Annotated in this window: 12 protein-coding genes; 8 read left to right on the plus strand and 4 right to left on the minus strand. The window is 71.3% G+C overall.

Annotated features, from left to right (window positions below; translation table 11 throughout):
• Nucleotides 1–24 precede the first annotated feature (24 nt).
• On the minus strand, nucleotides 25–2,811 hold the full coding sequence (locus AB0G10_RS19820; RefSeq protein ID WP_360923354.1) for a WG repeat-containing protein: 2,787 nt from the start codon (nucleotides 2,809–2,811) through the stop codon (nucleotides 25–27).
• Nucleotides 2,812–3,246: 435 nt separating this feature from the next.
• Between AB0G10_RS19820 and AB0G10_RS19825 the strand changes: the two genes are divergently transcribed.
• From AB0G10_RS19825 to AB0G10_RS19850, 6 genes are all read left to right on the plus strand, one after another.
• A complete protein-coding gene (locus AB0G10_RS19825; RefSeq protein ID WP_360923357.1) occupies nucleotides 3,247–3,480 on the plus strand; it encodes a hypothetical protein in 234 nt (77 codons plus the stop codon).
• Nucleotides 3,481–4,138: 658 nt separating this feature from the next.
• On the plus strand, nucleotides 4,139–4,372 hold the full coding sequence (locus AB0G10_RS19830; protein WP_360923360.1) for a hypothetical protein: 234 nt from the start codon (nucleotides 4,139–4,141) through the stop codon (nucleotides 4,370–4,372).
• Between the two features lie 391 nt (nucleotides 4,373–4,763).
• Nucleotides 4,764–5,549 (plus strand): ABC-2 family transporter protein, encoded by a 786-nt coding sequence (locus AB0G10_RS19835; protein WP_360923363.1) that lies wholly within the window; start codon nucleotides 4,764–4,766, stop codon nucleotides 5,547–5,549.
• The gene (locus tag AB0G10_RS19840; protein ID WP_360923366.1) at nucleotides 5,542–6,339 is read left to right on the plus strand and encodes an ABC-2 family transporter protein; all 798 of its coding nucleotides are present in this window, start codon (nucleotides 5,542–5,544) and stop codon (nucleotides 6,337–6,339) included. Before AB0G10_RS19835 ends, AB0G10_RS19840 begins: the two co-directional genes overlap by 8 nt.
• Complete coding sequence (locus AB0G10_RS19845; RefSeq protein ID WP_360923369.1) at nucleotides 6,336–7,286, plus strand: ATP-binding cassette domain-containing protein; 951 nt, start codon at nucleotides 6,336–6,338, stop codon at nucleotides 7,284–7,286. The genes AB0G10_RS19840 and AB0G10_RS19845 overlap by 4 nt, the downstream gene beginning before the upstream one ends.
• A gap of 52 nt (nucleotides 7,287–7,338) precedes the next feature.
• A complete protein-coding gene (locus AB0G10_RS19850) occupies nucleotides 7,339–8,655 on the plus strand; it encodes a glycoside hydrolase family 16 protein (RefSeq protein ID WP_360923372.1) in 1,317 nt (438 codons plus the stop codon).
• 1 nt (nucleotide 8,656) lies between these two features.
• Here AB0G10_RS19850 and AB0G10_RS19855 read toward each other — a convergent pair whose 3' ends face one another.
• Complete coding sequence (locus AB0G10_RS19855; protein WP_360924941.1) at nucleotides 8,657–9,211, minus strand: XRE family transcriptional regulator; 555 nt, start codon at nucleotides 9,209–9,211, stop codon at nucleotides 8,657–8,659.
• 64 nt (nucleotides 9,212–9,275) lie between these two features.
• Here AB0G10_RS19855 and AB0G10_RS19860 point away from each other — a divergent pair, with 64 nt between their 5' ends.
• Nucleotides 9,276–9,974 carry an AzlC family ABC transporter permease gene (locus AB0G10_RS19860; protein ID WP_360923375.1) on the plus strand — a complete coding sequence of 233 codons (699 nt, stop codon included), beginning with the start codon at nucleotides 9,276–9,278 and terminating at the stop codon, nucleotides 9,972–9,974.
• Nucleotides 9,968–10,276 (plus strand): AzlD domain-containing protein, encoded by a 309-nt coding sequence (locus tag AB0G10_RS19865; RefSeq protein WP_360923378.1) that lies wholly within the window; start codon nucleotides 9,968–9,970, stop codon nucleotides 10,274–10,276. The genes AB0G10_RS19860 and AB0G10_RS19865 overlap by 7 nt, the downstream gene beginning before the upstream one ends.
• Before the next feature lie 97 nt (nucleotides 10,277–10,373).
• Here the strand turns inward: AB0G10_RS19865 and AB0G10_RS19870 are convergent, their stop codons facing one another.
• Together AB0G10_RS19870 and murA are read right to left on the minus strand one after the other, a co-directional pair.
• Nucleotides 10,374–10,991: a DUF3043 domain-containing protein gene (locus AB0G10_RS19870; RefSeq protein ID WP_360924944.1), complete on the minus strand. Its 618-nt coding sequence runs from the start codon at nucleotides 10,989–10,991 to the stop codon at nucleotides 10,374–10,376.
• Nucleotides 10,992–11,058: 67 nt separating this feature from the next.
• Entirely contained in the window at nucleotides 11,059–12,414 is a 1,356-nt protein-coding gene (murA, locus tag AB0G10_RS19875; RefSeq protein WP_360923381.1) for a UDP-N-acetylglucosamine 1-carboxyvinyltransferase, read from the minus strand.
• Nucleotides 12,415–12,540: the final 126 nt, after the last annotated feature.

The raw sequence follows: 12,540 nt of genomic DNA on the forward strand, positions 1-12,540 counted from the left end.
CTCCCTGTTCTACAGGACTTCTTATTAAAGGACCGGTCGCGGTTCCTCGTCGATCGCTGCCGCGGCCGCGGCCCGGTCCGGGTGGATGTGCAGGATCAGCGGCTCGCCCTTGCGGGTCACCGCACCCCACCTACCGCGATCGTCGGCCACCAGGAACGCCGACGGGTGGATCACGAGGTCCGCGTACGCCGGTTCGATCACGACCCGCCCGGTCCGGTCCACGACGCCCCGCTTGCCGTCGCTCTCGACCACGGCGAGGCCCTCGTCGCTGAAGCCGTCCACCGCGCCGCCGATGTGCAGCGTCGTGGTGAAGGCCTGCCAGCGCGGCGGCACCGCGATCCGGCCCTGCCTGTCGACGGCGCCCCACAGGCCGCCCTGGCGGATCAGCGCGAGGCCGCCCCGGAAGGGTTTCGCCTCCTCGTAGGAGGTTTGCGCCACGATCCGGTCCCGCCTGTCGATCAGGATCCAGCCGCCGTCACCCTTGGTGACCCAGGCCAGGCCGTCACTGAAGGGCGTGACGGCGACATACCCGACATTTCCGATTTGTCGGTCGCCAGTGGTGTCGATCAGTTCCCAGCCGGTCTCGTCGGGGCGGCGCACCCACGCCACGCCCTCGGTGAACGGCGTGACCTCCGCGTAGCGGGGCTCGACCGCGGCGGCGTACCCCCAGAGGTTTGTGCCCTCGTCGATCAGAGGCATCGGCGAGGCCGGAAGGCCGAGCAGCTCGTCGCGGGTGCGCGGATACGGACCCCAGCCGCCGTCGATGGCCTTGCGCCCGATCGTGTCGAGGGCCAGCTCGATCCGCTCCACCAGCTCCGGATCGCCGCCCTGGCGCACGTCCAGGGCCCGCTCGAAGTGGTTCACGGCCTCCAGATGACGCCCCTGCTCGAACGCCGACCGGCCGGCCAGCTCGAGGATCTCGGCGCGCGTCCGGGACGGCAGCTCCACCGACTCGGCCTGCGCGTAGAGCCGGTCCGCCTCGGCGAACTCACCCCGCCACTGCAACACCTGAGCCAGCCGAGCCTTGGCGATCGAAATCGGACGCAACTCTCCGCTGGCTTCGGCGTGCGTCATCGCCTCACGAGCATCGGCGAGCGCGTCGTCCAGCTCACCGAGCACACGCGACACGACCGCACGCAGCCCCAGCAGCCCGGCCCGCACATTGTCCCGCTCCGCGAACTCCAGCCGGTCCGTGAGCCGATCGGCGAGATCCCACAGCCGATCCGGGTCATCCACCTGCTCACGCAGTGTCTGAGGATCAAAGGTCCACGAATAGGACGCCAGAATCTCCTCAGGATCCGCCCGCCGCCGATCCGCAGAAGCCCTCTGATCCCGCCGCTGACGAACAGGGGCGCTTTCGGGTACGGACAACCGAGCCGAACCCTCCACGGAAGAGGCATCCTGCTCGTTCTCGGTCACCGGGGAGACGGACTCGCTGGTTGGGGTCGTCGTGGCGGTCAGCGCTTCAACGGGCGCGCTGTCGTCGTCGGGCACGGTCGCGGCGAGCGAGGTGGCGATGACGAGGGGCGCGGGCTCGGGCTCTGGTTCGGGCTCTTCCGCAGCCTCGTCTTCGTGCTCGCTTTCTTCCGCAGCCTCTTCCGTGACCTCTTCCTCGGTCTCGTCTGCGGGCTCTTCCTCGGCTTCGTCCGCGGGCTCTTCCGCGGGCTCGGCGGCCGCAGTGTCGGCATAGGCCTGGAAGTCCGCGAACGCCTTGTCGAACTCAGGCTCCTCAACCTGCTCCCGAGACGTATCCGCATAAGCCTGGAAGTCAGCGAACGCCTGATCGAACTCAGGTTCTTCAACCTCAGCGGCAGGCTCGTCGACCTCGGCAGCCGGCTCCGCGTCCTCAGCGGCAGGCTCTTCCTCAGCGACCGGTTCGTCTGCAGCGACCGGTTCGTCCTCGACCGGCTCCTCAGCGACGGGCTCGTCCACGACGGTCTCGTCGGCAACGACTTCGGCCTCGACGACCTCGTCCTCAACCGGCTCGACCGTTTCCGGCTCCACCAGAATCCGCTCGATCACGATCGGCTCGACCAGGACCGGTTCCTCAACGACGGCCACGTCCTCAACCGGCTCGTCAACGACGGCCTCGACCACAACAGGCTCGTCCTCGACCTCCGGCTCGTCCTCGACCTCCGGCTCGTCCTCGACCTCCGGCTCGTCCTCGGGCTCCGGCTCGTCGTCGGCCTCGACGGCAGGCGCGAACCACCCTTGCGGCCGCACCTCAGCGACCGGCTCGGCCGCGACGGCCTCTTCGGCTCCGGGTTCGATGACGGGAGTGGTACCGCCGTACCCGCTCTGCGACAACAACCACCCGAGCCCGTGCGGCTCCTCGTCGACGGCGGGCGCGGGCTCGCTGATGGTGGGATAACCGGCGGTGACCCCACTGGCGTGCCGCCCCCGCGCCGAACTCTCCTCGTCAGCAACCTCATCGGGCCGTGAGTGAGCCGCGGGACGAGGTTCGGCAGCGACACTCTCGCCGCCGACCCCGAGTCCGGAGACGGGAGCCACGCCGGGCGCGGGCGTGCCGGAGACCGGGTACACGCCAGGTGCGGCCGTGCCCGAAACCGGCTGCACAGGCAGGACACCGGGGTCCGGCACCGGGTGCACAGGCGCGGCAGCGGAGCCGGCGACGCCGGACACCGGATGCACAGGGTGGGCGCCGGGAACGGCCGGGCCCGACACCGGGTGCGTGGGGGTGGCGGCGGGGCCCGACACCGGGTGGGCCGGGGTGGTGCCGGGGCCGGAGACGGGCTGGGGGCCGTGCGGGTACATCGCAGCGGGCGGCATGACCGGCTGCTGCGGCGTCATCCGGGTGGGCTGCGGCGCCGGACGCGAGGGTGCCGGGGCGTTGCGCTCCTGCGGTACCGGGCGCAGATCGAAAGGCGCCTCCGGGGTACGACCTTCGCGAGGCCCACGCCGATCCTCCGGCCGCGCCGGGAACGCCTCGGGCGGCGCCGGGCGGGCACTGCCGTAGGCGCCGCCGGCCGGCGATACCGGACCGGGCGCCGGGCGCGCGTCACCGCTCGACCAGGGACCCTGCTGTTCGGGCCCGGACCACGGATTCCGCTGCTCGGAACGACCCTGATCGACCGGGGGACGACCGTCGGCACCGGACCAGGGACCCTGCTGATCGGGGCGGGCCTGTTCGGGCGCGTTACCGGACCAGGGAGCCTGCTGCTCGGGTACGGGACGGCGGCCTTGGAGACCAGAATCGCGGAAGTCGGGGTCCTGGGGACCGCGCGGATGTCCACCGGGAGCGCCGGGCGGTACCGGGCCGGCGAAACGAGCCGGCGGCGGCATACCCGGACCGCCGGAGTGCTGCGGAGGCAGCGGGGCGCGGCCGGGAACGTTCGGCGGCATCGGACCAGGCGGCACCGGACCCTGCTGACCGAGATGGTGCTGACCGGCCGCGTGCTGACCAGGGGCGTGCTGACCAGGAGCGTGCTGACCAGGAGTGTGCTGGCCGGGCGTGTGTGATCCCTGGACAGGGTTGTGGCCGGGAGTGTGCTGGCCGGGAGGGGCCGCGCCGGGCTGGTAGCCGGGGCGGGCGTTGTAGCCCTGCGGTGGCACGGGACCGCGGCCCCACTGGTCGGCGGCCGGTTGCTGGGGAGCACGTCCGGCCGGTGGCCTACCGGAATGGCCGGGGGAGATGGGGGCGGCGGGCATGCCCTGCGGGTGGCCGGGGGATACCGGCACGCCTGCGCGGCCGGGGGCGGCGCCGGAAGGGCGAGCGGAACCGTACTGGCCCGGCTGCCCAGGACCGCCCTGCCCGGGACCGTAGTGCCCAGGACCAGCCTGCCCAGCCCCAGCCTGCCCAGGACCAGCCTGCCCAGGACCAGCCTGCTGCCCAGGACCAGGCTGCCCAGGAACGGACTGGTGCCCAGGACCAGCATGCCCAGGAACGGCCTGGTGCCCAGGGCCAACATGCCCAGGAACGGACTGATGCCCAGGAACGGGCTGCCCAGGACCGGGCTGGCGGCCGGGACCGGACGGCTGCCCGTACACCGGCACCCCGCGACCCTGCTCCCCGGGCCGAGGGCGGTTCCAGGACGGTTCGTCGCGGGGCGGGCGCTGGTCCTCGTACGCTCGCTGGTCCTCGGGCCACGACGGCGCCGGCACCGGCGCGGCACCCACCGTGGCGCGGCCTCGGCCGCGCCCGTCGGCGCCGGGACTGACCGGTGCGGAGCTGATCGGCGCGGAGCCGAACGGGGCGGAGTTGAACGGGGCAGCGCTGACCGGGCCGGAACTGACCGGACCAGAACTGACCGGACCAGAACTGACCGGACCCGCGCTGACCGGGCCGGAACTGACCGGACCAGCGCTGACCGGCGAGATGGGCGAACCGGACGAAGGTGACGAAGCCTCATAGACCGGCGTATGCACGGCCCGCCTGCGCCCCGGGTCGCCCGGGTAGCGCTGGCCCGCGAGCGGCTCCCACTCCCAGGTGATCTCGTAGACCCAGGCCGGTTCGTCGTCCCAGCTGTCCGGGCCCGGGCGGGAGCTCCAACCGTTCATCGAGCGCCCAAGAGAGCGCCCAAGAGGGGGCCCAGCGAGCGGCCCGGCAGTTGGCAACTCTCCGTCACGGCGTACTCCACCTTGTCCAAAAAATCGTGCCGTGGCTCGCCGGGGACCGGGTTAGAGTCGCCCGGCTCCACCGCGGGGGGTTCCGAGAGGAGATTAACGGCGTGAGCCGGATCGACGCCAGGGTGCTGACGATCTCTCGAATAGGTCCGTTCCGCAGCTCGGCCACTACTTTCGGTGTGCTTGTCGGGTCGGGTTTCCGGAGGTGGTCCACCTACCGGCAAGCCACCATAGCCGGATCGTTCACGAACATCGTCTTCGGCTTCCTCCGCTGTTATGTGCTGCTGGCGGTGGCGGAGGGGGTCGCCGGGGCGGGGCCGGGCGGCTACGACGCGGAACAGCTCGCCACGTACGTCTGGGTGGGTCAGGGGCTACTTGCCGTGATCGGAATCTGGGGCTGGACGGAGCTCGCGGAGCGGATCCGGACCGGTGACATCGCGGCCGACCTGTTACGTCCGGTGTCCCCGGTCACCGGCTTTCTCGCCGCCGACCTGGGCCGGGGACTGTACGCGATGCTCACCCGGTTCACTCCACCGGTACTGGCCGGCGCGATCTTCTTCCCCCTGCACACGCCGGCGCGCTGGCAGACCATCCCCCTCTTCGCGCTCTCCGTGATCCTCGCCGTGGTCGTCTGCTTCGCCTGTCGTTATGTCGTGAATGCGACCGCGTACTGGCTGCAGGACGCCCGCGGGCCGATCATGCTCTGGACGCTGGGTTCGGGCGTTCTGGGCGGCCTCTACTTCCCGTTGCGGCTGCTGCCGGAGTGGATGACCGTGACGCTCTGGCTGGCCACGCCGCTGCCGAGCCTGCTCCAGGCGCCGCTCGATGTGATCGCCGAGCGGGATCCGCCGGCGCTGCAGGCGGGGCTGGTCGTCGTGCAGCTGTTCTGGGCGGTGGCCACGCTCGCGCTGGCCGCGGCGGTGCAGCGCCGCGCCGAGCGCAAGCTGGTGGTGCAGGGTGGATAGGACCCCGTACGTCGAGCTCTTCAAGGCCCAGTTCCGCTCGGTCACCTCCTACCGCGCCTCCTTCCTGGTCGAGTTGTTCGGCAACATGGGCGCCACCGTCTTCGACGTGATCACGGTGCTGGTGCTGTTCGGGTCGGCGCCGCGGGTCGGCGGATTCACCCTGGAGGAGGCGGTGCTGACGGCCGGGCTCAGCTCGGCCGGGTTCGCGCTCGCCGACATGCTGGTCGGCAACGTGGACCGGCTCAAGGTGTACGTGCGGGCCGGGACGCTCGACGCCGTGCTGGTCCGCCCGCTGCCGGCGCTGCCGCAGCTCCTGCTCATGGATCTGCCGTTGCGGAAGGCGCTGCGGGTGGTGTTCGGGTTCGCCGTGCTGGGCGGCGCGATCGCGATCAACGACATCGACTGGACACCGGCCCGGATCGTGCTGGTCGTGCTGACCCCGCTCGCGGCGGCCGCGTTCTTCGGCGCGTTCTTCGTGATCAGTGCCACGCTCGCGTTCTGGTGGGTCGACTCGGGGGAGGTCGGTGCCGCCTTCACCTATGGCGGGCGCGACTTCACCTCGTACCCGATCACGGTCTTCGGCCCGGTGTTCCGCGGCCTTTTCGCGTACGCGATGGGTTTCGCCTTCGTCGCCTATCAGCCGGCGCTGGCGCTCCTCGGCCGGACCGATCCCCTGGGTCTGCCGGCCTGGGCCGGCTATCTCTCGCCGCTGGTCGCGCTCGTCGCGGCAGCCATCGCCGCCGTCGTCTGGCGTGCCGGCGTCCGCCACTACCGGAGCACCGGATCATGATTCGAGTTCAAGATCTTCAGAAGACCTTTTCGGTACGGGTGAAAGCGGGGCGCTTCCGGCGGGAGAAACGGATCGTCAGTGCCGTGGACGGCGTGAGCCTCACGATCGGCCGCGGCGAGATGGTCGGCTACATCGGGCCGAACGGCGCCGGGAAGTCGACCACGCTGAAGATGCTCACCGGCGTGCTGATGCCCACCTCCGGCACGGTCGAGGTCTGCGGCCTCACGCCGGTCCCGCAGCGCACCCGGCTGGCGCTGCGAATCGGGGTGGTCTTCGGCCAGCGCTCCCAGCTCTGGTGGGATCTGCCGCTGCGGGAGTCGTTCGCGCTGCTCCGGCACATCTACCGGGTGCCCGCCGCCGATCACGCGGCCCGGTTGAGGCGGTGCCGCTCGCTGCTCGGCCTCGACGAGTTCCTGGACACCCCGGTACGTCAGCTCTCGCTCGGCCAGCGGATGCGCGGCGAGCTGACGGCCGCGCTGCTGCACGGGCCGGAGGTGCTGTTCCTGGACGAGCCGACGATCGGGCTGGACGTCGTCTCGAAGCAGGCGGTCCGGCAGTTCCTGGCCGAGCTCGGCGCGAGCGGGGACGTCACGCTGGTGCTGACCACGCACGACCTCGCCGACATCGAGCGACTCTGCGAACGGCTCGTCGTGATCGACCACGGCCGGGTGGTGCACGACGGGTCGATCGAGGCGCTGCACGCCCGCTACGGCTCGCGGCGCAGCCTCGTCGCCGATCTGGATCGGCCCCTGCCGGACGGATTCACCCTGCCGGGGGCGGTCGTCACGTCGGTCGAGGCGGGCGGCCACCGGGTGACGTTCGCGCTGGAGTCGGCGAGCGCGGGCACGGCCGTGGCGGGTCTCGTCGGCGCGGTCGGGGTGCGCGACCTGTCGGTGCTGGAACCGGACATCGAGGACGTGGTGTCCCGGCTCTACACCGGCGGGTAGCAGTTCGGGTCCTTTGCTGGACTGCCGGGCCGGCGGGCCGATGTCCGAGTCCGTGCGAATCCTCCGGCGCTGTCTCGCCGCCGCCCTCGGTGCCCTGACCCTGGCCACCCCGGTCCCCGCCCTGGCGGCCCCCTCCTCTCCTTCGGTTTCTCCGGAGGCGGTGCTCAACGGCTCCGCCGCGTCCGGCCTGACCGGGTGGAGCGCGGTCGGTGAGGCCGGCGCGGTCCGGGTGACCCGGCTGACCGGGCTGAAGGGCGCGCCCGCGTCGACGGGCGTGCAGCTGAGCCGGCCGGCGGCCTCCGGCAGGTGGGCGTACGCGCTGGTCAAGCTCCAGTCGCCGACCTCGTCCTTCACGGCCGGCCGCACCTACCGGATGTCCGCCTGGCTCCGGGACACCGCGGGCGCCGGCCGCCGGTACGGCATCCTGCTCGGCAACGGCGCGCAGCAGAGCCGGCCGGCGCCGGTCGCCGAATACGTCAGCCCCACCGGCTCCGGGTGGCGGCTGATCACCCGGACGTTCGTGGCCACCGCGGCCGGATCCGCCGACACCGCCTTCTACCTCGGGCTGCCGGCCGGCTCGGCGTTCACGGCGCAGGTCACCGGGGTGAGCGTGCGGCCGGTCACGGTCCGCGAGCCGGCCCGCGTCACCGGCGACCCGGCCCGGGTGATCGGGTTCGGCGACCCCGCGGTGTGGAACCACGACCTCGGCGCCGGCGGGTGGGGCAACGGTGAGGTGCAGACCTACACCGCCGGCAACGACCGGGTCGACGACGCCGGCCGGCTCGAGATCACCGTGCGGCGGGCGGCGGACGGCACGCTCACCAGCGGACGGCTCACCACCGACGGCAGGCTCGCGGTCCCGTCCGGCTCCTACGTGGAGTCCTCGATCACCGCGCCGGTCGGCGCCGGCGTCTGGCCCGCGTTCTGGATGATGGGCGTCTCGAAGCGCACGGTGGGCTGGCCGGCCTGCGGTGAGCTGGACGTCTTCGAGGGCACCGGGGCGCAGCCGACACTGGCCCGCACCTCGGCCCACATGCCGTCGGCCGGGAACGCGGCGGTGGACATGCCGTACGGCTGGGGCGAGGGCGGCGCGACCGTCGACCTCGGCGTCTCCCTGGACGCGGCGCCGCACCGGTACGGCGTCTACTTCGACGCCGATGTGGTCCGGTTCTACGTGGACCGCCGCCCGACCATGACGTTGTGGGCGTCGGACGCGGTGGCCTCCGGTCGCCGCTGGCCGTTCGCCCAGTCCCAGTTCCTGATCGTCAACGTCGCGGTGGCCGGGGGAGTGGACACGTCGGCGACCGCGTTCCCGAAGACGATGACCGTCGAGCCGATCGCGGTCTGGAAGGGTGGCGTGCCCTTCTGATCTAGCGGTGCTCCATGATCAGTACGGCCCACGCGGGCTCCAGGGCCTCGTACCGATGTGGCACGTCCCCGGGGAACGTCACGTAGTCCCCGGGGCCGAGCTCGACCGGCTCGTCGACCGGTCCGGTGCGGATGCGGCCCTGCGAGACCACGATGTGCTCGACGCTGCCCGGGATGTGCGCCTCGGCCTCCCGCGGCTCGCCCGGCTCCAGCTCCATGACGTAGATGTCCCGCCGCGTCTGCGGGCTGCCGGTCGCCAGCAGCGTCGCCACGAACTCGGCGTGATCCGACCGCAGCCGGGGTCCCTCGCCGGCGCGGATGACGCGGACCGGTGACGCCGGCGGCTCGACCAGCCTGCTGAACGGCACGTCGAGCGCCACCCCGAGCGCCCACAGCGTCTCGATGCTCGGATTGCCGGTGCCGGCCTCGAGCTGGGAGAGCGTCGACTTCGCCAGCCCGGCCCGGCGCGCCAGCTCGGTCAGGGAGATCCCGGCGCGGTCCCTCTCCCGGCGCAGGGCGGCCGCGATGACGGCCAGCGGCGGTGCCGGCTGCTGCATGTTCGCTCCATCGGACGGGTTGTTCGGTTTGACGAACGCTTCGCGCTCGTTCATCGTAGCGAACATGAGTACGTTGAAACGAACGCTGCGCGATGTGGGTGCGCTGGGCGCGGCCATGGTCGCGGTGGGCGCTTCGTTCGGCGCCATCTCCATCGCGTACGGCCTGCCGCCCTGGGCGCCGATCGCCATGTCGACGATCGTGTTCGCGGGCGGCTCCCAATTCCTGGCGGCCGGCCTGATCGCGGCGGGCAACCCGATCGCCGCGGTCCTGGCCGGCCTGCTCCTGAACGCCCGCCACCTGCCCTTCGGCCTGGCCATAGCCGACACCATCGGCGGCCGATGGCGCGACCGTCTCGTCGGCAGCCACATCATGACCGACGAGGCCACCGCCTTCGCCCTGGCCGAGCCCGACCCGCAGCAGCGCCGCCGCATCTACTGGCTGGTGGGCACGACCCTCTTCGTCACCTGGAACATCGGAACCGCCCTGGGCGTCCTCCTGGGCGGCGCCACCGGCGACCCGGACGCGCTGGGCCTGGACGCCGCTTTCCCGGCAGCCCTGATAGCCCTCATCCTGCCGTCCCTGAGAGACCGCCGAACCCGCCTCGTGGCGCTGACCGGAGCCCTCATAGCGGTAGCCCTCACTCCGCTGCTGCCGGCAGGCCTACCGGTCCTCTGCGCCCTGCTGGGCCTGCTGATCCTGCTCTTCCCATCCCGCTTCCTGACCAGCCCGGCCACCAAGGAGCGCGAGGAGTCCCGATGCTGATAGCCGCGATCCTGACGCTGGGGCTCGGCACCTACGCCATCCGCCTGAGCGGCGTCCTCCTGCGCGAACGCCTGGAACTCTCCGACAACCTGCAACGCCTCCTGCCGATGGCAGCCGCCGCCCTGCTCACAGCCCTGGCGGCAACAGCCGCCCTGACAGCAGGCAGCGAATTAGCCGGGCCGGCCCGCCCCGCAGGAGTGCTCATAGGAGCCCTCCTGGCCTGGCGAAAGGCCCCTTTCGTAGCGGTCGTTCTATCCGCAGCGGCCTCAACAGCCCTGCTCAGACTGGCCGGAGTCCCCTGACGCACGCAAGGTTTTGGGGCCGGGATGGACCACGCAGGGATCAAGCCTGACCGCCCGGAGTGGGCCATCCCGGCCCCAAAACCGCCCAGAGGGCGAGCTAAATACGATCCCCGTATTCGACCTTCGACTTCGGAATCCGCATCCGGCGGAACGTCAGACCGCGCATGATGCCGTAGAGATACAACGACCCCATCCGCTGCGTGGTCTGCGGGAACCGCTCCTTGACCAGCTTCTTGATTTTGCGCGCGATCAGGATGCTGTCCACCATCACGGCGAGGGCGAGGAGCGCCCAGATCAGCGTGCTGATGTTCTGGATGGTCCGGTTCGGGACCGAGGAGCCGATCAGCACCACCACGGCGCCGGCGATGAACCACGAGCCCACCGTCCGGCGGGAGTCGACGATGTCGCGGACCAGGGAACGCTCCGGGCCGCGGTCGCGGGCGAGCAGGTAGCGCTCGTCGCCGTTGCGCATGCCCTCGTTGGCCTCGGCGCGCTCGGCCCGCTGACGCTCGCGCATCTGCTTGTAGGCCTCTTTGCGGTTCTCCGGGGCCTTGTCCTGCACGCGGCGGCCGACGGCGGCCCGCTTCGGCGTGACCACACCCAGTTCTTTCTTGCTGGGCGTGTAGCTCCTGGGCCGGTTCTCGGCATCGGTCGTCACCGCCTCCACCTCGGTGGGGGCGGCTTCTTCTGGCTTGCGGCGAAACAGCGGGGACACGTCAGCAGCGTAGCCAAACGGCGCGGTGTGCAGCACACCGCGCCGTTGATCGTGACAAAGATGCAGCTCAGGGACGCTCGACGTGGGCGCCGAGAGCGGCCAGCTTGGCTTCGAAGTCCTCGTAGCCGCGCTTGATGAGGTTGACGCCGTAGACGCGCGAGGTGCCCTCGGCGGCCAGCGCCGCGATGAGGTGCGCGAAACCGGCCCGCAGGTCGGGGATGCGCAGGTCGGCGGCGTGCAGCTTGGACGGGCCGGCGATGACCGCGGAGTGCATGAAGTTGCGGCGGCCGAAGCGGCACGGGGTCCCGCCGAGGCAGTCCCGGTAGACCTGGATGGTCGCGCCCATCTGGTTGAGCGCGTCGGTGTAGCCGAGCCGCTGCTCGTACACCGTCTCGTGCATGATCGAAATGCCGCGGGCCTGGGTGAGCGCGACGACGAGCGGCTGCTGCCAGTCGGTCATGAAGCCGGGGTGCACGTCGGTCTCCAGCGCGACGGCCTTGAGCTCGCCGCCCGGGTGCCAGAACTTGATGCCGCCCTCGGCGCCGGTCACGCCCGGGCGGGCGATCCGGTCGTCGGTGATCTTCAGCTCGCCGCCGATGGAGCGGTAGACGTTCAGGAACGTCATCATGTCGGCCTGGCGGGCGCCGACCACCTCGATCTCGCCGCGGGTGGCGAGCGCGGCGGCGGCCCAGCTGGCGGCCTCGATCCGGTCCGGGATCGGCTTGTGCTCGTAGCCGTAGAGCTTCGGCACGCCGTGGATCTCGATGACCCGGTCGGTGTGCACCTTGATGATGGCGCCCATCTTCTGCAGGATGCAGATGAGATCGATGATCTCCGGTTCGATGGCCGCGTTGCGCAGCTCGGTGACGCCCTCGGCGCGGACCGCGGTGAGCAGGACCTGCTCGGTGGCGCCGACGCTCGGGTACGGCAGCTCCAGCTTGGCGCCGTGCAGACCGTTCGGGGCGCTCAGGTGCATGCCCTCGGGGGTCTTGTCGACGACCGCGCCGAACTCGCGCAGCGACTTGATGTGGAAGTCGATCGGCCGCGGGCCGATGTGGCAGCCACCCAGATCCGGGATGAACGCGTGACCGAGCCGGTGCAGCAGCGGCCCGCAGAACAGGATCGGGATCCGGCTGGAGCCGGCGTGGACGTTGATCTCGTCGGTGCTGGCGCTCTCCACGTTCGTGGGGTCCATCACCAGCTCGCCGTCCTCGGTGCCGTCGGTGACCTTCACACCGTGCAGCTCGAGGAGGCCGCGGACGACCTCGACGTCCCGGATGCCCGGTACGTCGTACAGGTGGCTCGGTGTCTCGCCCAGCAGGGCGGCGACCATCGCCTTGGAAACGAGATTCTTGGCGCCACGGACCCGGATCTGACCTTGCAGCGGCGTACCGCCGTGCACGATCAGGACATCGTCGGTCAACGTAACCTCCAGCCGGTGGGCGGTGGGCCGCCCGGTGAACGAGGGGGCAGAGCGTGGGCGGGGGTACCCGATTCTGCAACCGGGGAAGCATAGCGCTGAGTGACAAGCGCGCCAGTCGTAGAGGCA

The sequence above is a fragment of the Actinoplanes sp. NPDC023714 genome (genome assembly GCF_040639855.1).
In the GTDB taxonomy this organism is placed as follows: domain Bacteria; phylum Actinomycetota; class Actinomycetes; order Mycobacteriales; family Micromonosporaceae; genus Actinoplanes.